16 protein-coding genes and 1 pseudogene are annotated in these 19514 nt (G+C 55.6%); 14 read left to right on the top strand and 3 right to left on the bottom strand.

The genetic code is table 11. From position 1 onward, the window contains the following. A pseudogene (locus F3I44_RS20490) lies at window positions 1–129 on the top strand (IS200/IS605 family transposase); the annotation flags it as partial. A gap of 272 nt (window positions 130–401) precedes the next feature. Here the strand turns inward: F3I44_RS20490 and F3I44_RS24355 are convergent. Continuing rightward, window positions 402–593 (bottom strand): hypothetical protein, encoded by a 192-nt coding sequence (locus tag F3I44_RS24355; RefSeq protein ID WP_033782439.1) that lies wholly within the window; start codon window positions 591–593, stop codon window positions 402–404. A gap of 253 nt (window positions 594–846) precedes the next feature. On the opposite strand from F3I44_RS24355, the gene mntR reads away from it, so the two are divergent. The 7 genes from mntR to F3I44_RS20450 all read left to right on the top strand — a co-directional run bounded on the left by mntR (window position 847) and on the right by F3I44_RS20450 (window position 9868). Beyond that, window positions 847–1305 (top strand): manganese-binding transcriptional regulator MntR, encoded by a 459-nt coding sequence (mntR, locus tag F3I44_RS20480; protein ID WP_010254350.1) that lies wholly within the window; start codon window positions 847–849, stop codon window positions 1303–1305. Window positions 1306–1325: 20 nt separating this feature from the next. Then, window positions 1326–2435, top strand: a complete 1110-nt coding sequence (locus F3I44_RS20475; RefSeq protein WP_150015275.1) for an SLC13 family permease — start codon at window positions 1326–1328, stop codon at window positions 2433–2435. Window positions 2436–2584: 149 nt separating this feature from the next. Further along, window positions 2585–3730, top strand: coding sequence for an HlyD family secretion protein (locus tag F3I44_RS20470; RefSeq protein WP_150015274.1), 1146 nt, complete (start codon window positions 2585–2587; stop codon window positions 3728–3730). Continuing rightward, window positions 3727–5295 (top strand): DHA2 family efflux MFS transporter permease subunit, encoded by a 1569-nt coding sequence (locus F3I44_RS20465; RefSeq protein ID WP_150015273.1) that lies wholly within the window; start codon window positions 3727–3729, stop codon window positions 5293–5295. The genes F3I44_RS20470 and F3I44_RS20465 overlap by 4 nt, the downstream gene beginning before the upstream one ends. A gap of 1 nt (window position 5296) precedes the next feature. Continuing rightward, the gene (locus tag F3I44_RS20460) at window positions 5297–6826 is read left to right on the top strand and encodes an efflux transporter outer membrane subunit (RefSeq protein WP_150015272.1); all 1530 of its coding nucleotides are present in this window, start codon (window positions 5297–5299) and stop codon (window positions 6824–6826) included. Between the two features lie 867 nt (window positions 6827–7693). Continuing rightward, window positions 7694–8095 carry an H-NS family nucleoid-associated regulatory protein gene (locus F3I44_RS20455; protein ID WP_136198441.1) on the top strand — a complete coding sequence of 134 codons (402 nt, stop codon included), beginning with the start codon at window positions 7694–7696 and terminating at the stop codon, window positions 8093–8095. Between the two features lie 180 nt (window positions 8096–8275). Beyond that, window positions 8276–9868 carry an ABC-F family ATPase gene (locus tag F3I44_RS20450; RefSeq protein ID WP_150015271.1) on the top strand — a complete coding sequence of 531 codons (1593 nt, stop codon included), beginning with the start codon at window positions 8276–8278 and terminating at the stop codon, window positions 9866–9868. A gap of 579 nt (window positions 9869–10447) precedes the next feature. Here F3I44_RS20450 and moeB read toward each other — a convergent pair. Together moeB and moeA are read right to left on the bottom strand one after the other, a co-directional pair. Next, a complete protein-coding gene (gene moeB / locus F3I44_RS20445) occupies window positions 10448–11224 on the bottom strand; it encodes a molybdopterin-synthase adenylyltransferase MoeB (RefSeq protein ID WP_150015270.1) in 777 nt (258 codons plus the stop codon). After that, complete coding sequence (gene moeA, locus F3I44_RS20440) at window positions 11225–12460, bottom strand: molybdopterin molybdotransferase MoeA (protein WP_150015269.1); 1236 nt, start codon at window positions 12458–12460, stop codon at window positions 11225–11227. Between the two features lie 256 nt (window positions 12461–12716). Between moeA and F3I44_RS20435 the strand changes: the two genes are divergently transcribed. Genes F3I44_RS20435 through F3I44_RS20410 form a run of 6 tightly spaced genes read left to right on the top strand, consistent with a single transcriptional unit; the run spans window position 12717 to window position 19457 of the window. Further along, window positions 12717–13676: an isoaspartyl peptidase/L-asparaginase family protein gene (locus F3I44_RS20435; protein ID WP_150015268.1), complete on the top strand. Its 960-nt coding sequence runs from the start codon at window positions 12717–12719 to the stop codon at window positions 13674–13676. Between the two features lie 10 nt (window positions 13677–13686). Beyond that, window positions 13687–15543: a dipeptide ABC transporter ATP-binding protein gene (locus tag F3I44_RS20430; RefSeq protein WP_150015267.1), complete on the top strand. Its 1857-nt coding sequence runs from the start codon at window positions 13687–13689 to the stop codon at window positions 15541–15543. Window positions 15544–15597: 54 nt separating this feature from the next. After that, the gene (gene gsiB / locus F3I44_RS20425) at window positions 15598–17133 is read left to right on the top strand and encodes a glutathione ABC transporter substrate-binding protein GsiB (RefSeq protein ID WP_150015266.1); all 1536 of its coding nucleotides are present in this window, start codon (window positions 15598–15600) and stop codon (window positions 17131–17133) included. Between the two features lie 46 nt (window positions 17134–17179). Continuing rightward, complete coding sequence (gsiC, locus tag F3I44_RS20420) at window positions 17180–18109, top strand: glutathione ABC transporter permease GsiC (protein WP_013357265.1); 930 nt, start codon at window positions 17180–17182, stop codon at window positions 18107–18109. After that, window positions 18106–19011: a glutathione ABC transporter permease GsiD gene (gsiD, locus tag F3I44_RS20415; RefSeq protein ID WP_150015265.1), complete on the top strand. Its 906-nt coding sequence runs from the start codon at window positions 18106–18108 to the stop codon at window positions 19009–19011. The genes gsiC and gsiD overlap by 4 nt, the downstream gene beginning before the upstream one ends. Beyond that, entirely contained in the window at window positions 19008–19457 is a 450-nt protein-coding gene (locus F3I44_RS20410) for a DUF4385 domain-containing protein (protein ID WP_013357267.1), read from the top strand. Before gsiD ends, F3I44_RS20410 begins: the two co-directional genes overlap by 4 nt. Window positions 19458–19514: the final 57 nt, after the last annotated feature.

Raw genomic sequence — 19514 nt, 5'->3', positions numbered from 1 at the left:
AATCACTTTTGGGCCAAAGGGTACTGCGTGGATACAGTGGGCGTGAATGCTGAAATGATCCGTAAATATGTAAAATATCAAGAGAAGCATGAAGTTGAAGATAAACAACTGTCGCTTCATGAGGTGTGAAGAGAGGGCTCTAAGAGTCCGAACTTAGTACGCCCCTATGGGGCGGAAAACAAAGCCGCCTTCTATGAAGGCGGATTTTTACTGTGCTGGTTTTACCACTCCTGCCTTTCACTTCGAATCGATCTCCGATGGCTTCTGCTGTCCACAGCCAATAACCAGCCATAGCCGTTAATGCCGCAAGGCATACAGGTTTCGAGAACAAATAAGAAAAAGGGGTGCAGAAAGAGGGAAGTGAGCCTCTCAGCCGCTGGCTGAAAGGCGCTGAATCAGGGTTAGCCGCGCCAGATCAGATTCTGGCAGCGACGATCGGCAGGCTTATGGCCCAGCAGCTTTTCAATCAACATCAGACGCAGTGTGAACGGGGAACGCGTCAGCAGGCACAGCCAGGATTTCATCTCCGTGGTTGTTTTCTTTTCAGCCTGGAAGCATTTGCTGCAATCTAAGCAACATTTCAGGGTGCTCATAGAATCACCTCCCAATCATTGTCGACGCGGTAGTCAGCAGCCTGCGGTGAGAAACGTCATCACACCTGCGCAACAGCGGATCAATCAGGATCCCGCTTTTTGCTGCTTACATTATCAACAAATATAGCACTGGCTATATTGTTTAGCCACGCCTAATGACGAAAAATTTGAGCTTCTTTGCGGCTGGTTTACAATGAGCGCAGCTAAATCCGTATAGCAGTGTCGGTACGGGAAATAATAATGAGGAAGCTGAATGAGTCGTCGTGCTAAAAGCGTGGTTTCTGCGCCAAAAGGACCACTGAAAGATATTGAAGAGCATGTCGAAGGTTTTCGGCAGGTGCGTGAAGCGCATCGTCGGGAATTAATTGATGACTACGTTGAGTTAATCTCTGATTTGATTGGTGAATTTGGCGAAGCGCGTCAGGTCGATATGGCGGCCCGTCTGGGCGTTTCGCAACCTACCGTAGCGAAAATGCTGAAGCGGCTTGGCAGTGCCGGGCTGGTTGAGCAGGTGCCTTACCGGGGGGTCTTCCTGACCGGTGAAGGTGAGAAGCTGGCAGAGGAGAGCCGCGCCCGCCATCATATTGTTGAAAGTTTTCTGCTGGCGTTAGGCATCAGTCCCGAAACGGCCCGACGCGATTCAGAAGGTATTGAGCATCACGTCAGTGATGAAACGCTGGCTGTCTTTAAGAAGTTCTCCGAAACCCGTTAACGCTAAGGCGTACCCTCACCATGCCTCAACTGCTTCGATCTTTTTTGCATGACTCTATTTTGCATTTATTAATCGTGATTGGCGTAGTTCTGGCATTTCTGGCGGATTTCCGCTGGCCCGATCTGCCCGGTGCCGTAGACTGGCATACCATTATCACGCTCACCGGGTTGTTAATCCTGACCAAGGGGCTGGAAACCAGTGGCTACTTTGACGTGCTGGGAGGACGGCTGATTGCGCGTTTCCGGCATGAACGGGCACTGGCACTCTTTATGGTGTTGGCTGCGGCGCTGCTCTCAACCTTTCTGACCAACGATGTGGCGCTGTTCATTCTGGTGCCGCTGACGCTGACGCTGCGTAAGTTCTCCCGTTTACCGATCTCGCGACTGATTATTTTTGAGGCGCTGGCGGTTAATGCCGGATCGCTGCTGACGCCGGTTGGCAATCCGCAAAACATTCTGTTGTGGAGCCACGGCAAGCTGAGCGTGGTGGCGTTTATCGTGCAGATGCTGCCTCTGGCCGCGTGGCTGCTGCTGAGTCTGATGCTATTAACCTGGTTCAGCTTTTCAAAGCGGTCGATTGATAAGCATGACAACCCGGAACAGCCGAAGTGGCAGAAGCCGCTGTTTATCGTCAGCGTCGTGTTGTACCTGCTGTTTATCGCCGGTCTTGAGCTGGAGATCACCGGCTGGATACTGCTGCTAATCCTCGCCACTTTCCTGGTGATGGCACGTCCTGTGCTGCTGCGCATCGACTGGAGCCTGCTGACGGTGTTTATCGCCATGTTTATTGACGTCTTCCTGCTGACGCGTCTGCCGGTGATGCAGGCGCACTTCGAGGCGGTGGCGCATTTTGGCCAGGGACAGCTCTATCTGCTGGCGATTGGTCTGTCTCAGGTGATCAGTAACGTCCCGGCGACGATTCTGCTGCTGCAAAAAGTTCCGCCCACGGATGTGCTCGCCTGGGCCGTCAACATTGGCGGGTTCGGTCTGCTGCCAGGTTCTCTTGCTAACCTGATTGCCCTGCGCATGGCGAAAGACAAAGCTGTCTGGTGGCAATTCCATCTCTTTTCCCTTCCTCTGCTGGCCTGGTCGATGGCCAGCGGCTGGCTGCTGTTGCAGTTACTCCATTAGCCCTGACGCCTCCTGCTACGCTCAACAAGTGGCAGGATGTGCGCCATTCCTCAAGTTTCGTAAAGTTGCACTGGATTTTGTCAATTTCCGAGATAAGGTTAACAGGACCTTTATGCCCGGAATCAGGGCCTTAGCCAGTGATGGGAACTATGAGCGAGAATAATCAACGCGATCAACACCAGCAGGACGCAGATAACGCGGCGGATAAAAGCCGTCAGTCAGAGGAAAATCAGGACAACGACCAGCAGCCTGAGCGCAAACGCCCCGGTAAAAAGCCGCTGATTATTCTGGCGGTGGTGGTGGTGATTATGCTGATTGTCGGCTTCTGGTTCTGGTTCTCTACCCGCAATATTGAAACCACGGATGACGCTTTCACCGAAGGCGATGCCGTTACCATTGCGCCTAAAGCGTCCGGCTATGTCGTGAAGCTGCTGGTAAGAGATAACCAGCGGGTGAAGAAGGGCGATCTGCTGGTGGAAATCGATCCCAGCGACAATCGGGCTCAGCGCGAACAGGCTAATGCGCAGCTCGGTTTAGCGATTGCACAGCTGCATCAGGCGCAGGCACAGCTGGCACTGTCAAAAGTACAGTATCCGGCACAGCGCGATCAGGCGCTGGCGGACCAGGCGAAAGCAGAAGCGAACCTGCTGAATGCGCAGGCGGATTATCGTCGCCAGCGTGGCGTCGACCCGCGTGCGACCAGTCAGCGTAATATTGACAGTGCGTCCGCGCAGTTACGTTCGGCGCAGGCGCAGTTACAAAGCGCGAAAGCTCAGGTTGAAGTTGCCTCACAGGTTGCCCTGCAGATTCGTCAGCAGGAAACCAATGTTGAAGCGCGTCAGCAACAGGTTGAGCAGGCTAAAGCACAGTTAAGCACGGCCGATCTGAATCTCTCCTATACCCAGGTTCGTGCGCCTTATGACGGGTTTATCACCAGGCGTAACGTTCAGCTGGGCACTTTGGTGCAGGCCGGTACCTCACTGTTCTCGCTGGTCTCACCTGAGATCTGGGTCACGGCGAACTTCAAAGAGTCTCAGTTGCAACGTATGAATCCGGGCGACAAAGTGGAAATCAGCGTTGATGCCTGGCCGGATATGAAGCTTGAAGGGCATGTTGACAGTATTCAGATGGGCTCCGGTTCGCGCTTCTCAACCTTCCCGTCAGAGAACGCCACCGGTAACTATGTGAAAATCGTTCAGCGCGTGCCGGTGAAAATCGTTATCGATAAGGGCCTTGATCCAAACCATCCGCTGCCGCTGGGTCTCTCGGTTGAACCGAAGGTAACCGTGGAATGAGTACGGCGCAGAGCTGGAAACCCGCCAGTAATCCGTGGTTAGTGGCGATCACGGTAACGCTGGCGGTGTTTATGGAGATCCTCGACACCACCATCGTTAACGTGGCGCTGCCGCACATCGCCGGTTCGCTCTCTTCCAGTTACGATGAGTCAACCTGGGTGCTGACCTCCTATCTGGTGGCGAACGGTATCGTGCTGCCTATCTCTGCGTTCTTCAGCCGGCTGTTTGGCCGCAAACAGTTTTTCCTGATTTGCATCGTGATGTTTACCATCTGCTCGTTCCTGTGCGGCATTGCCACGGAACTCTGGCAGATCATTCTGTTCCGCGTGCTGCAGGGCTTTTTCGGCGGCGGATTACAGCCGGTTCAGCAGTCTGTGTTGCTCGACTACTTTAAAGCGGAAGATCGCGGCAAGGCCTTTGGTCTCTCCTCCATCGCTATTATTGTCGCGCCGGTGATTGGCCCGACATTAGGTGGCTGGATTACCGATAACTACAGCTGGCGCTGGGTCTTCTTTATCAACATTCCGGTCGGCGTGCTGACCGTGCTGGCAATTTATCAGCTGCTGGAAGATCCACCTTGGGAGCGTAAATGGGCCAAAGGGAAGCTGAAGATCGATTATATCGGTATCAGCCTGATTACCTTAGGGCTGGGTTGCCTGCAGGTGATGCTGGATCGTGGAGAAGATGAGGACTGGTTCGCTTCGCACTTTATCGTGCTGTTCGCAGTTCTTGCGCTGGTCGGTATCGTCGGGGCCATCTACTGGCTGATGTATGCCCGTAAGCCAGTGGTCGATATTCTGGTGATGAAAGACCGCAACTTCTGGGTGGCTGGCCTGCTAATGGCAGGGATGGCGATGATTCTCTATGGCAGCTCCGTAGTATTGCCACAGCTGGCGCAGCAGGATCTGGGTTACACCGCCACCTGGTCAGGGCTGGTGCTGTCGCCCGGCGCAGTGCTGATTGTATTGACGATTCCGCTGGTGCTGAAACTGATGCCGATTGTACAGACGCGATACATCATCGCTTTTGGCTTCAGCTGTCTGGCTGTGGCGTTTCTCTACTCCTCCACCTTAACGCCCAATGTCGATTTCAAAACATTGGTGTTGATGCGCAGCGCACAGTCGATCGGGCTGGGCTTCCTGTTTGTCCCGCTCACGACTATCGCCTTTGTCACCATTCCACAGCGACTCAATGCTGATGCCTCGGCGCTGTTTACCATGTTCCGTAACGTGGCGGGATCGATCGGGATCTCGCTGTCGACCGCGGCCATTACTGAGCGTGAACAGGTACGCTCGGCGCATATGGTGCATAACATGACGCCGCTGAACGAGCCGTTCAACATTACGCTTCAGCACTGGGCGCAGGCGATACGTGATTTTACCTCGGCGGTGGGTGATCCCGTTACGCTGGCAACCGGACAGCTCTATCAGGAGATGATTGCGCAGTCGCGCATCCTCGCTTACATCGATGTCTTCTCAGGCCTGAGTATTGTCGCCCTGATTTTGATTCCATTTTGCTGGCTGCTGTCGCCGATTAAGAGCGAAGGCAGTGCAGGAGCACACTAACATGAAGGTTTATTTCTCTCATCGCCTGAAACCCCTGAGTTTACTGCTGGCCCTCGGGCTGGCAGGCTGCGCCGTCGGACCTGACTATCAGGCACCGAAACCCGCCGTGCCAGGCAGCTACAACACGCTGGATTCGCAGGAAGCGTCAAAACCACAAACTGCCGCGATTAATTCCCGCTGGTGGCGCAGCTTCAACGATCCGCAGCTCGACAGCCTGATTGAACGGGCGATCGCGGGCAACCTTAGCCTGCAGCAGACGGTGCTGCGCATTGCCGGGGCGCGTGAACAGCTGACGCAGGCGCAGGGGAGTCTGTTTCCCAGTCTGAACGGCTCGGCCAAAGTGACGCGTCAGCAGCTCGGACTTAAAGGCTTACTGGAATCCAATGGCGCTACCGATCAGCTCGACAGTAACGTAGCCAGCCAGCTCAATGGTCTGACTCAGCCGGTTAACCTCTATCAGGGCAGCTTTGATGCCAGCTGGGAACTCGATCTGTGGGGCAAAGTGCGCCGTCAGGTTGAGGCCGCCAATGCCCAGCAGCAGGTGGCGATTGAGCAGCGCAACGATGCGCTGGTCTCGCTGGAAGCCGAAGTGGCGCGAGCCTGGCTGCAGCTGCGTGGCGCGCAGAGCACCATTCAGACGCTACAGCAGCAGATTGAGGTGGCGCAGCAGACCACCGAGCTGACCCAAAGTCAGCAGCAGAATGGTCTGGCACCGCTGACCGATGTAGAAAATGCCCGAGCCCAGCTCAGTACGCTGCAGGCGCAACTGCCGCAGTATCAGTCGCAGGCGCGACAGGCGATGAATGGGCTGGCGGTGCTGCTTGGTAAAACGCCGGGTGCGCTGGATGCTGAACTCAGTACGCCAAAAGCGTTACCGCCGCTACCGCAGTTTGTCCCGGTGGGTATCCCCTCTACGCTGGCACGTCGTCGTCCTGATATTCGTCAGGCTGAAGCGACGCTTCATGCTCAAACCGCAGAGATTGGCGTGTCAGTGGCGCAGCTTTTCCCGAGCCTGTCCCTGACGGGTCAGCTGGGCGTGCGCAATACCGACGTTAGCTATCTGGATAACTGGAGCAGCCATTTCTACAGTTATGGTCCGTCGTTGTCGATTCCGATCTTCCAGGGTGGACAGCTGGTGTCGAGCGTGAAACTTGCCCGGGCGCAGCAGGCCAGCGCCGCGCTGGATTATCGTCAGACGGTGCTGACGGCGTTGCAGGATGTGGAGAATGCGCTGGTCAGCTATCGCGCCGATCAGCAGCGTGTTACCGCGCTGGATGAGACGACCGGTGCTCTTCAGCGCGCCTTTGATCTCGCCAGCGACAGTTACCGGCAGGGGCTTTCAACCTTCCTCGAGGTGCTGGATGCACAGCGTCAGCTGGCACAGGCGCAGGAGCAGGCGACACAGGCGCGGATGCAGAGCGCGCTTGATTTAGTCGCGCTCTATAAAGCACTGGGCGGCGGCTGGGAAACCTATCAGAACGTTGAGATGCCGAAATATCCGGTATTTGGTCCGGCCACCCAGGCAAATTAGTCCTCTGGCGGTCGCTGTCTCAGTGCAGTAACCGCCCTTAATTTTTCTCCCTGTCAGCCGTACGTCAGATGCTGACAGCCTCGCCTGGCTATACATGATTATCTAACCTGTTGAATAACGGGGTATCTCACCGCCGCTGTGCCCGACACAGGTAGCAGAAAATAAACGCGTGATAAACACAGGGTTATTATCAGCAGCTGTGAAGTGACGTTATTTTTACGTTGCTGCTCTATTCTGATTCAGCTCTTTGAGCTTCATCACCTTTCTGAATTTATTTCCTGGGCGGATTTTTTAAGTTGCCTCATGTCCGGGCAAGTAAGCCGGACGCAACTAAACCTCCGCCTTCGTCAGCCAGAACTGTTATTGCGTCGCTGAGGGGACTGCGAATAATCTGACTCTGTTGCTAAACGCAGCGGCAAAAAAAGGTTAACAGATGGCAACAGGCATTTTTAAAAATTCACCAGGGCGGTAATTATTTTGCGCTATTTAACGGCCTGGAGGGGGATTTTTAAGCATAAACTGTAAGCTGGTGTGACTGAGATCGCGATCAGAGCACGTTTTTAATCTGCTATCGCCAGGTGCGCCACCGTAAATAATGATGCTATGAAAACCCACTTCGTGGATAAGGTAAACGGTCAGCTTTCGGTATAAAGCCTCTGAAATCGTTTTCAACAATGCAACCTGAGCACGATTTGTTGTTAATTCAGCGTTAATAAAACGTCAGGCACTGCCGATTTTAATAGTGCTCTTTTGTCTGAATTAATACTTAAGAATTATCTGGAGCGTAAAAATAATTTATTTTTTTATTTGAATTAGGTAATCTTGGCGCTACAGTTTTATTAACCCCCCTTAATCAAGGACATTGTGATGAGTGACGCATTTAAAGTACTGAACAATATTCGCACATTACGTGCCCAGGCTCGTGAACTGCCACTGAGCGATCTTGAAGAGATCCTGGAAAAATTAACCGTTGTTGTTACTGAGCGCCGTGAAGAAGCAGAAGCGGAAGAGACGCAGAATCGCGAAAAAGAAGAAAAGCTGTCTAAATATCGCGAAATGCTGCTGGCTGACGGCATCGATCCTAATGAATTATTAGGTGCGCTGGAAAGCGGAAAAAAACGTACCAAGCGTGCGCCGCGTCCGGCTAAATATTCTTACACCGACGAAAACGGTGAGCAGAAATCATGGACAGGTCAGGGCCGCACCCCGGCAGCGATTAAAAAAGCGCTGGATTCCGGTAAAAGCCTGGACAGTTTCCTGATCGATTGATCAACACAATCCTTGTAAGTGGGAGCCGGGGGGCCATTATGGTCCTCCGGCTTTTTTTTATTTCTGTCGGGATATCAATCACCCCGCCAGGAATCCGCGCCTGACGCTGGCGTGCGCTGCGTCACATCTGGCATAATAGCCGCCGTTTTTTCATCCATTCTCTTCACAAAGGTCAATGCCGTGTTAGTTAGCAGCAATATCACCATGCAGTTTGGCAGCAAGCCACTGTTCGAAAATATCTCCGTTAAATTTGGCGGCGGTAATCGTTACGGTTTAATCGGTGCGAACGGCAGCGGAAAATCCACCTTCATGAAGATTTTGGGTGGCGATCTGGTGCCTTCAGGCGGCAACGTCTCTTACGATCCTAACGAGCGCATTGGTAAGTTGCGTCAGGATCAGTTCGCCTTTGAACAATTCAGCGTGCTGGACACCGTTATCATGGGTCACCATGAATTATGGGAAGTAAAGCAGGAGCGCGACCGCATTTATTCTTTGCCAGAAATGAGCGAAGAAGAGGGGTATAAAGTCGGCGATCTTGAAGCACTTTACGGTGAAATGGATGGCTATAGCGCCGAGTCGCGTGCCGGTGAATTATTACTCGGCGTCGGCATTCCGGTTGAACAGCATTATGGCCCGATGAGCGAAATCGCCCCTGGCTTTAAATTACGTGTGCTGCTGGCGCAGGCGCTGTTTTCTAATCCGGATATTTTGTTACTCGACGAGCCGACGAACAACCTGGACATCGATACAATTCGCTGGCTGGAGCAGGTGCTGAACGAGCGTGACAGCACCATGATTATCATTTCGCATGACCGTCACTTCCTTAATATGGTTTGCACCCACATGGCCGATTTGGATTATGGCGAGCTGCGGGTTTATTCCGGTAATTATGACGAATATATGACCGCGGCAACGCAGGCACGTGAACGTCTGTTATCTGATAATGCCAGGAAGAAAGCGCAGATAGCTGACTTACAATCTTTCGTCAGTCGTTTTAGCGCCAACGCCTCTAAATCACGCCAGGCGACATCACGCGCTAAGCAGATGGATAAAATTAAACTGGATGAAGTGAAAGCATCCAGTCGTCAGAACCCATTTATCCGCTTTGAGCAGGACAAGAAACTGTTCCGTAATGCGCTGGAAGTTGAAGGATTAACCAAAGGATTTGATAACGGTCCGCTGTTTAAGAATTTAAATCTGCTGCTGGAAGTGGGTGAGAAGCTGGCGGTAATTGGTGCCAACGGTATTGGTAAGTCAACGCTGCTGAAAACGCTGGTGGGTCAGCTTACGCCAGATAATGGCACGGTTAAATGGTCAGAGAATGCGCGTATTGGTTATTACGCTCAGGATCACGCCGATGATTTTGCCAATGATCTGACAGTATTTGACTGGATGAGTCAGTGGAAACAGCCGGGCGATGATGAGCAGACCATTCGCGGTATTCTCGGTCGTCTGCTGTTTTCGCAGGATGATATTAAGAAGCCAGCCAAAGTGCTTTCCGGTGGTGAGAAGGGTCGTATGCTGTTCGGTAAGCTGATGATGGAAAAACCGAACATTCTGATTATGGATGAGCCGACCAACCACCTCGATATGGAGTCGATTGAATCGCTCAATATGGCGCTGGAGATGTATGAAGGCACACTGGTGTTTGTTTCGCATGACCGCGAGTTTGTCAGCTCGCTGGCAACCCGTGTGATTGAGTTGAAAGCAGACGAGGTGGTGGACTTCACCGGTAATTACGAAGATTATCTGCGAAGTCAGGGTATTGTCTGATAAAAACCGGGGTGGCGCAGGCCACCCCGGTTTTTTTGCCCTGTGGTGCTGAGCGCCCATTGATAGATTAAGCGACTTTCCGATCTGACCGTGTTCCCTAAGCAGGTAAAACGCCACCACTGTACGGGCTTCAGGGAGCATACGCCTTTCGCAAAGACGCAAAAGACGCCATCCATGGCATGCTCAGCGCGGGCCATCCCTGGCCCGCTATGCTTTGCTACAGGCGTATGCTCCCTTCGCTTTAAGTTTTGAGTTGTCTGTAAGTGGATTGAGCGTGGGATTGGGGAGTGTGCTCGACGTAGGCCCCCATAGCTATGACTTCTGACAAAACCTGCTCGGGAATTATCTGACAGCAACGCAAATGTTCAAGGCGCAGGGAACGCGGTCAGAGGAGGAAAGCGTCCCTCGACTGGGACAAAAACGCCGGGAGCGTTTTTGAACAACGCAAAGCGTTGGCCCGTTTACGGGCGCACCTCAGGGATGAGGTGCGTAATCGCGCGGGCAGAGTGTCCAGGGATGGTTTAAGCGACTTTCCGATCTGACCGTGTTTCCGAAGCGGGTAAGATCTCATCACTGTGCTCAAAAATCAGATGTTTTGCTATCCTCACCGCCACACACTTCACAGTGCGCGTCCTGCGCGACGTTCATGCTGCGGAATTCCGCGCTCATCGCATCGTACATCAGCAACCGGCTGGTGGCGGGCGTGCCGAATGCGGTCAGCACTTTAATGGCTTCCATCGCCTGCATTGCGCCAATCACGCCGACCAGCGGAGCCATGACGCCCGCTTCCACACAGCTCAGGGTCTGTTCACCAAACAGGCGGCTGATGCAGCGATAGCAGGGCGTGCCGGGCTGCCAGTTGAATACGCTGATCTGACCTTCCATCCGAATCGCAGCGCCTGAGACCAGTGGTATCCGCTGCTGACGACAGAGCCGGTTAAGCTGCTCACGCACCGCGACATTATCGGTGCAGTCCAGCACCACCTGCTGTTGGGCGATTAGCGCCAGCAGCGCTGCATCGTCAAGCTGTCCGTTGACCGCATGCAACTGGCAGTGCGGATTGATGGCGGCCAGGCTGTGTGCGGCGGAGTCTACTTTGGCGCGGCCAATATCCGCGTCATGGTGCAGAATCTGCCGTTGCAGGTTGGAGTGCGACACGGTATCGAAGTCAAGCAGCGTCAGGCTGCCGACGCCGGCAGAAGCAAGGTAGGGCGCAGCGGCACAGCCAAGCCCGCCCAGCCCGACAACCAGCGCGCGACTGGCTTTCAGCCGCTCCTGACCATCAAAATCAAAGCCGCGCAGAACGATCTGCCGGTTGTAGCGCAGCATCTCCTCATCACTTAATTCAGGCAGCATTTACGCCTCCAGCAGGGCGTTAAACGGTTCCACCTCAACCCATTCACCAGCTTCTACGTTACCGCGATCCCGTTCCAGCACAATAAAGCAGTTCGCCTGGGCAAAAGAGCTGAAGACGTGCGAACCCTGCATCCCGGTGGTCTCCACCTCCAGTTCACCCTGTGCGTTCTGGCGCAGGATGCCGCGCTGGAAGTCGAGGCGACCCGGTGACTTTTTCAGGCGCGAGGCGCAGCGCACTTTCTGACGGGGTGGCAAGGCGGATTTCTGCTGGCCGGTGAGGGTGGCAAGCAGCGGCTGCACCAGCTGATAGAAAGTGACCGCGGCGGAGACCGGATTGCCCGGCAGGCCACAGAACCAGCTGCTGTTAAGGCGGCCAAAAGCAAATGGCTTGCCGGGTTTGATCGCCAGCTTCCAGAAGCTGATTGCACCAAGCTCTTCCAGCATGCTTTTGGTGAAGTCCGCTTCACCCACCGAGACACCGCCGGTACTGATTACCACATCAGCCTGCCGATCTGCCTCTTCAAAGGCTGCGCGAAGGGCGACGGGATCATCTTTGATGATGCCAAGATCGATGACCTCACAGCCGAGCTTATGCAGCATCAGCGAGACGGCAAACCGGTTGGTGTCGTAAATCTGTCCATCTGCCAGCGGCTCGCCAACCGGCTGAAGTTCATCACCGGTTGAGAAGATCGCGACCCGAAGTTTTCGCAGTACGCGGACCTGGGCGATGCCCAGCGAGGCGAGCAGCGGCAGCTCGGCAGCACCCAGGCGCGTACCGGCTTGCAGCACCACATGGCCGGGCTGAATATCATCACCGGTCAGGCGAATATTCTGTCCCTGACGCACCGGCGCGGTAATCACAATCGCCTCGCCCTGAGTTTCGGTCTGCTCCTGCATTACTACCGCTTCACAGCCAGCGGGTACCGGCGCACCGGTCATGATGCGAATCACGCTGCCCTGAGGCCACTCACCGCTGAACGGTGCGCCAGCAAAGGCCTTGCCTGCTACCGGAAGCGGCTGTCCGCTGCTAACATCGGCCAGCCTGACGGCGTACCCGTCCATCGCGGCGTTATCAAAGGGCGGCACGGCAATCGGTGAGGTGACTACGGTTGCGGTGATGCGCCCGACCGCCTCGGCCAGCGGCACACTCAGCGAGTCGGTGACGGGCGTCAGCTGTGACAGCATTTTTTGTTGCGCCTCCTCAAGGGAGATCAAACCTGCAGTAAAACTTTCCATGAACGGTCCAGCCTGGTTATGTCAGATGCTGCCTATTATGGTGGGAATTGGTCGCTGAGTCACATCGGTGTCGTTCTGACTTGCCGGAGGTTGTGGCCAAAGTGAAATATGGCGGTAAGAAAAGGTTATAACCACAGGAACAGTTTCCCCTTTACAACCCTTAGCAGGCTTTCTATAGTCAAAAATCACCAAAAATGGATGAAAACCATTTTAAATCAGTGTTTTTCGTCCTGATGCAACCACAGGGTAAAGCGTTATGGTTAATGCAGTGATCGCCATTCACGGCGGCGCAGGTGCGATTTCGCGCGCAGCAATGAGCGCTGAAAAGGAACAACGCTATCGTCAGGCGCTCCACGATATTGTCACCCAGGGTCAGCAGATACTGGCGCAGGGCGGCAGTGCACTCGATGCAGTAACTGAGGCGGTGCGACTGCTGGAAGAGTGTCCGTTGTTTAACGCGGGCAAAGGCGCGGTCTTCACCCATCAGGGTACCCATGAACTTGATGCCTGCATTATGGATGGCCGCACGCTGGATGTCGGCGCGGTCGCAGGCGTAACGCGATTACGTAATCCGGTCCTGGCAGCACGTGCCGTGCTGGAAAAAAGCGAGCATGTGCTGTTTATCGGGGAAGGCGCAGAGCAGTTTGCCGTGGCGCAGGGACTGGAAACGGTCGATCCTGATTTCTTCTCTACGCCGGAACGCCGGGAACAGTTGCAGCGCGCGCTCAACAGCGATACCGCGGTGCTTGACCATGATGGTGCCGCCCACAGCGACGACCCGCTCGACCCGGACCGTAAGTTTGGCACAGTCGGTGCGGTCGCGCTGGATCTGGCGGGCAACCTGGCTGCTGCTACCTCGACGGGCGGCATGACCAATAAGCAGGCCGGACGCGTCGGCGATTCGCCGCTGCCGGGCGCGGGCTGCTATGCCAGCAACGACAGTGTGGCGGTCTCCTGTACCGGTACCGGTGAAGTCTTTATGCGGACGCTGGCGGCCTACGATGTGGCCGCGCAGATGCGTTACGCCGGACGCTCGTTGCAGCAGGCGAGTGTAAACGTTATTCATGACAGCGTGCTGGAACTGGGCGGCAGTGGCGGCTTAATCGCTGTCGATCGCGCAGGCAACGTGGCGCTGCCGTTCAACAGCGAAGGCATGTACCGGGGCGTTGCGCGGGTCGGCGAGGCGGCTGACGTCGCTATCTATCGCGAAAGTTAAGGATACAGAAATGAGCGACAGGCAAACGTTACCGCCGCTGGCTCCTGATCAGGTGCTGGCGGTGCGCGATCTCAGTGTGCGTTTTCAGCACGAAGCCACCGTCACAGACGCGGTGCGTCATTTGTCACTCGATCTGTTTCGCGGCGAAACGCTGGCGCTGGTAGGAGAGTCAGGTTCAGGCAAATCGGTCACCTCGCTGGCGCTGATGCGGCTGATTGAGCAGGCTGGCGGCAGGGTGAGCGGTGAAGTGCAATTACGTCGTCGAAATGGCGAGGTGCTGGATCTGATGCGCGCCTCAAAAAGTCAGATGCGTCGGGTGCGTGGCGCGGATATGGCGATGATCTTTCAGGAGCCGATGACCTCGCTGAATCCGGTCTTCTCCGTGGGCGAGCAGATTGCTGAATCCATCCGTCTTCATCAGGGGCTGAGCCATGCCGCGGCACTGGCAGAGGCGCGCCGGATGCTGGATCTGGTACGCATCCCCGATGCGCACAATGTCCTGTCTCGTTTTCCGCATCAGCTCTCAGGCGGAATGCGTCAGCGCGTGATGATTGCGATGGCGCTCTGCTGCAAACCGGCGCTGCTGATTGCCGATGAGCCGACCACCGCGCTCGACGTCACCATTCAGGCGCAGATTCTGCAACTCATCCGCGTGCTGCAAAAAGAGATGCAGATGGGGGTGATTTTTATCACGCACGATATGGGCGTAGTCGCCGAAATGGCCGATCGCGTTCAGGTCATGTATCGCGGCGATGTGGTGGAGAATGCGCCGGTCGCCGAACTGTTCAGCGCACCGCAGCAGCCCTACACCCAGGCGCTGCTGGCCGCGGTGCCCAGACTCGGCTCGATGCAGGGCCAACCCCTGCCGGCCAGGTTTCCGCTGCTGCACAGTGATGCCGTTGATGACGTGCCGCAGGATACGGTTCGCCGTCTGCAGCCACCCATTCTGCAGGTACGCGACCTGGTCACCCGCTTCGATATTCGCGGCGGCCTGCTGAATCGCGTTAAAAGCCGGGTTCACGCCGTCGAAAAAGTCAGTTTCGATCTCTATGCTGGTGAGACTCTGGCACTGGTGGGGGAGTCCGGCTGTGGTAAATCGACCACCGGACGCTCGCTGCTGAAGCTGGTTGCCAGCCAGGGTGGCACGCTAACGTTTGACGGACAGCGCATTGACCATCTTTCAGGTGCTGCGCTCGCCCATCTGCGGCGCGATATTCAGTTTATTTTTCAGGATCCTTACGCTTCGCTTGATCCCCGGCTGACGGTTGGCTTCTCGATTATGGAGCCGCTGCTGGTCCACAAAGCGATGCCGCGTCGCGAGGCAGAGCAGCGTGTCGCCTGGTTACTGGATAAAGTTGGTCTGCTGCCGGAGCATGCTCAGCGCTATCCGCATGAATTTTCCGGCGGGCAGCGCCAGCGCATCTGTATTGCCCGCGCGCTGGCGCTGAATCCGAAGGTTATCATCGCCGATGAGTCTGTCTCGGCGCTGGATGTGTCGATTCAGGCGCAGATCATCAATCTGATGCTCGACCTGCAGCGCGAGTTTGGCATCGCCTTTCTGTTTATTTCTCACGATATGGCGGTGGTGGAGCGTATCAGCCACCGCGTGGCAGTAATGTATCTCGGTCAGATTGTTGAGATAGGGCCGCGTCAGGCAGTGTTTGAACAGCCTCAGCATCCCTACACCCGAAAACTCATGGCCGCGGTCCCGGTAGCCGATCCGGCACACCGGCGTCGTGAACGCGCCTTACTGGTCGATGAGATCCCCAGCCCGATTCATGCGTTAGGGGATGAACCTGAAGTGGCCCCGCTGATGGAGGTGGCTCCGGGCCATTTCGTCGCCCGCCACATTATCAGCGCGACCTGAACAGTGAAGATGTCGCTCCGGCGACCAACCCGACAGGGATTACAGGAGAACAAGATGCAGATTACGATGCGTAAAGGGTTACTGGCGGCTGGCGTGTTAAGCAGCGCAATGACATTGCCCGCCTGGGCAGCACAGGATGCGGTGATTGCCGTCGCGTCCAACTTCACCACGCTCGATCCTTATGATGCCAACGACACGCTGTCGCAGGCGGTGGCGAAATCTTTTTATCAGGGGCTGTTTGGCTTCGATAAGGATATGAAACTCACCAATGTGCTGGCGGAGAGCTACCAGGCCAGCGCCGACGGCCTGACCTACACGATTAAGCTGCGTTCCGGGGTTAAATTCCAGGATGGCACGGACTTCAATGCGGATGCGGTGAAGGTCAACCTCGACCGCGCCAGCAATCCGGATAACCATCTTAAGCGCTACAACCTGTTCAAACGCATCGCCAGCACCGAAGTCGTGGATCCGACGACGGTGAAAGTGACGCTGAAAGAGCCATTCTCTGCCTTTATTAATAATCTGGCCCATCCGGCGGCGGCGATGATTTCACCCACCGCGCTGAAAAAATATGGCAAAGAGATCGGTTTCCATCCGGTGGGCACCGGTCCGTTTGTGTTTGAAACCTGGAATCAGACCGACTTTGTGAAGGTGAAGAAGTGGGACGGCTACTGGAAACCGGGCTATCCGAAGCTGGACAGCATTACCTGGCGACCGGTGGTGGATAACAACACTCGCGCGGCCATGCTGCAGACCGGCGAAGCGAACCTTGCGTTCCCGGTGCCTTATGAGCAGGCGAAACGGCTGGAGAAGAACAACAAGCTCGATGTGGTGACCACGCCTTCCATTATGCAGCGTTACATCAGCCTGAACGTCACGCAGAAGCCGTTCGATAATCCGAAGGTGCGTGAAGCGCTGGAGTATGCCATCAATCGTCAGGCGCTGGCGAAAGTGGCCTTCGCCGGTTACGCCACGCCTGCGACCGGCATCGTGCCGCCCGCCATCGACTTTGCGCAGACCTATCCGGCTATCAGTTACGATCCCGCTAAAGCCAAAGCGCTGCTGAAAGAGGCGGGTTACCCCAACGGATTTGAAACCACACTCTGGTCGTCGCACAACCACAGCACCGCGCAGAAGGTACTGCAGTTCACTCAGCAGCAACTGGCGCAGATTGGCGTGAAGGTAAAAGTTACGGCGATGGATGCGGGTCAGCGTGCTGCAGAAGTCGAAGGTAAAGGCCAGAAAGAGAGCGGCGTGCGGATGTTCTACACCGGCTGGTCCGCCTCAACCGGTGAAGCCGACTGGGCGCTGACGCCACTGTTTGCCACCGCAGCCTGGCCACCGGCAATCTTCAACACCGCGTTTTACAGCAATCCGAAGGTCGATAAAGATCTGGCCGATGCGCTGAAAACCACCGACCGTGCTGAAAAAGCGCGTCTCTACAAAGAGGCGCAGGACACCATCTGGCAGGACCATCCGTGGATCCCGCTGGTGGTTGAACAACTGGTTTCAGCCAACAGCAAAAACCTGACTGGTTTTTATGTGATGCCCGATACCTCATTCAATTTTGATGAGGCCACGCTGAAGTAACGGAGCCGGCCAGCCCGTGTGGCTGGCCGCAACTGCAGGATGTTGCATGTTTAACTATTTTCTCAAGCGACTGTTTGGGCTGATCCCTACACTGCTGATCGTAGCGGTGCTGGTATTCCTGTTTGTTCACCTGCTGCCAGGGGACCCGGCACGCCTGATCGCCGGACCGGAAGCGGATGCCTCGGTGGTGGCGCTGGTGCGTCAGGAGCTGGGTCTCGATCTGCCGCTGCCACAGCAATTCTGGCATTTTATGCTGAATGCGCTGCAGGGTGATTTCGGTCAGTCGATGGTCTCAAAGCGGCCGGTTGCGGATGAGATTGCCTCACGCTTTATGCCGACACTGTGGTTAACGCTGGCCAGCATGATCTGGGCAGTGATTTTTGGCATGACCATCGGCATCGTTTCGGCTGTCTGGCGTAACCGCTGGCCCGATCGGCTGGGGATGACGCTGGCGGTGTCGGGCATTTCGTTTCCCGCCTTTGCGCTGGGGATGCTGCTGATGCAGGTCTTCTCGGTTGAGCTGGGCTGGCTGCCCACCGTCGGGGCTGAGAGCTGGAAGCATTACATTCTGCCCTCCATCACCTTAGGTGCAGCGGTCGCGGCGGTAATGGCGCGCTTTACCCGCGCCTCGTTCGTGGAGGTGATGCAGGAAGATTACATGCGCACCGCCAGAGCTAAAGGGGTACGCGAGTCGCTGGTGGTGGTGAAACATGGCTTGCGCAACGCGATGATCCCGGTAGTCACGATGATGGGGCTGCAGTTTGGTTTTCTGCTGGGCGGCTCAATCGTGGTCGAGGTGGTGTTTAACTGGCCGGGCCTGGGGCGTCTGCTGGTCGACTCCGTGGCGATGCGCGACTATCCGGTTATTCAGGCCGAAGTACTACTGTTTTCACTGGAGTTTATTCTGATCAATCTGTTTGTCGACATGCTTTATGCGGTGATTAACCCCGCTATTCGCTTTAAGGAGTCGCGATGAAAAACTGGCGACGTGAAGCGGCACTGAAAACGATGCCGCTGATCGCGGAGAACCGCGTGCGTACGCCGTGGTGTGAATTCTGGCGACGCTTCCGGCGTCAGCCGGTGGCGCTTCTGGCCGGGGCTTTTGTGCTGCTGCTGATTGTGCTGGCGGTGATCGCCCCGTGGATTGCGCCGTTCGACGCAGAGAACTACTTCGATTATGACCGGCTCAACGACGGTCCGTCGCTGATACATTACTTTGGCGTCGATTCGCTGGGTCGCGACATCTTCAGCCGGGTGCTGGTCGGCACGCGTATCTCTCTGATTGCCGGCTTTTTTTCGGTGGTCATTGGCGCAGTGATTGGCACGCTGTTTGGTCTGCTGGCCGGGTATTACGAAGGCTGGTGGGACCGTATCACCATGCGCATCTGTGATGTGCTGTTTGCCTTTCCCGGCATTCTGCTGGCAATTGCGGTAGTGGCGATTATGGGCAGTGGCATGAGCAACGTGATTGTGGCCGTCGCTATCTTCAGTATCCCGGCCTTTGCCCGTCTGGTACGCGGTAACACGCTGGTGCTGAAGCATCAGACCTATATTGAGTCGGCACGCAGCATCGGCGCGTCTGACTGGACAATCCTGATGCGGCATATCCTCCCAGGCACCGTATCGCCGATTGTGGTCTATTTCACTATGCGGGTTGGCACCTCCATCATCACCGCCGCCAGTCTGTCATTTCTCGGGCTGGGCGCACAGCCGCCCACGCCGGAGTGGGGCGCAATGTTGAATGAGGCGCGGGCCGACATGGTGATTGCCCCACACGTGGCGATTTTCCCCAGTCTGGCGATTTTCTTCACGGTTCTGGCATTTAATTTGCTCGGTGACGGGCTACGTGACGCACTTGATCCTAAACTAAAGAGATGAAACCTTTCGATTATGATCAGGACTTCAGCACGATCGACTTCCGCCAGCATCCCGAGCTTTATCAGGTCGGGCGAGGTGAGCAGGGTGTGCTGATGGTCGAGCCTTATAAAGGCGAAATTCTGCCGCACTGGCGTTTTCGCACCGTTCCCATTGCTGAAGAGTCGGCTGAAAAAATCATGGCGCTGTTTGAGGATTACCGGCGTCAGGACGATTTTGTCGGCATGGATATGGCGCGCAAATTTATCCAGATGGGATATACCCGGGCGCGACGTTACAGTAACCACAAAGGCGGCCGCAAATATGACGCGGACGGCAAGGAGCTGCCGCGCGGCGTCAACGAGGAAAAGGCCGCGGCGGCCGCTATTTTCAAGGCTTACTGGGACAAACTGCGCGAAGATGAGGACTACCTGCGACGCAAGAAGGCGCATCAGCAGCAGTATGGTTAAGCGCTAAATCTTTTCCCCCGGCCACCTCCACCGTGGCTGCCATCATTACCTGAACCC

The sequence above is a fragment of the Pantoea sp. F_5 genome (assembly GCF_008631595.1).
Taxonomy (GTDB): Bacteria; Pseudomonadota; Gammaproteobacteria; order Enterobacterales; family Enterobacteriaceae; genus Pantoea; species Pantoea gossypiicola.
This window is presented reverse-complemented; position numbering and strand designations above follow the sequence as displayed.

Coding starts and splice junctions, on each gene's coding strand:
- F3I44_RS24355 (WP_033782439.1), bottom strand. CDS start 593: ATGAGCACCCTGAAATGTTGCTTAGATTGCAGCAAATGCTTCCAGGCT.
- mntR (WP_010254350.1), top strand. CDS start 847: ATGAGTCGTCGTGCTAAAAGCGTGGTTTCTGCGCCAAAAGGACCACTG.
- F3I44_RS20475 (WP_150015275.1), top strand. CDS start 1,326: ATGCCTCAACTGCTTCGATCTTTTTTGCATGACTCTATTTTGCATTTA.
- F3I44_RS20470 (WP_150015274.1), top strand. CDS start 2,585: ATGAGCGAGAATAATCAACGCGATCAACACCAGCAGGACGCAGATAAC.
- F3I44_RS20465 (WP_150015273.1), top strand. CDS start 3,727: ATGAGTACGGCGCAGAGCTGGAAACCCGCCAGTAATCCGTGGTTAGTG.
- F3I44_RS20460 (WP_150015272.1), top strand. CDS start 5,297: ATGAAGGTTTATTTCTCTCATCGCCTGAAACCCCTGAGTTTACTGCTG.
- F3I44_RS20455 (WP_136198441.1), top strand. CDS start 7,694: ATGAGTGACGCATTTAAAGTACTGAACAATATTCGCACATTACGTGCC.
- moeB (WP_150015270.1), bottom strand. CDS start 11,224: ATGCTGCCTGAATTAAGTGATGAGGAGATGCTGCGCTACAACCGGCAG.
- moeA (WP_150015269.1), bottom strand. CDS start 12,460: ATGGAAAGTTTTACTGCAGGTTTGATCTCCCTTGAGGAGGCGCAACAA.
- F3I44_RS20435 (WP_150015268.1), top strand. CDS start 12,717: ATGGTTAATGCAGTGATCGCCATTCACGGCGGCGCAGGTGCGATTTCG.
- F3I44_RS20430 (WP_150015267.1), top strand. CDS start 13,687: ATGAGCGACAGGCAAACGTTACCGCCGCTGGCTCCTGATCAGGTGCTG.
- gsiB (WP_150015266.1), top strand. CDS start 15,598: ATGCAGATTACGATGCGTAAAGGGTTACTGGCGGCTGGCGTGTTAAGC.
- gsiC (WP_013357265.1), top strand. CDS start 17,180: ATGTTTAACTATTTTCTCAAGCGACTGTTTGGGCTGATCCCTACACTG.
- gsiD (WP_150015265.1), top strand. CDS start 18,106: ATGAAAAACTGGCGACGTGAAGCGGCACTGAAAACGATGCCGCTGATC.
- F3I44_RS20410 (WP_013357267.1), top strand. CDS start 19,008: ATGAAACCTTTCGATTATGATCAGGACTTCAGCACGATCGACTTCCGC.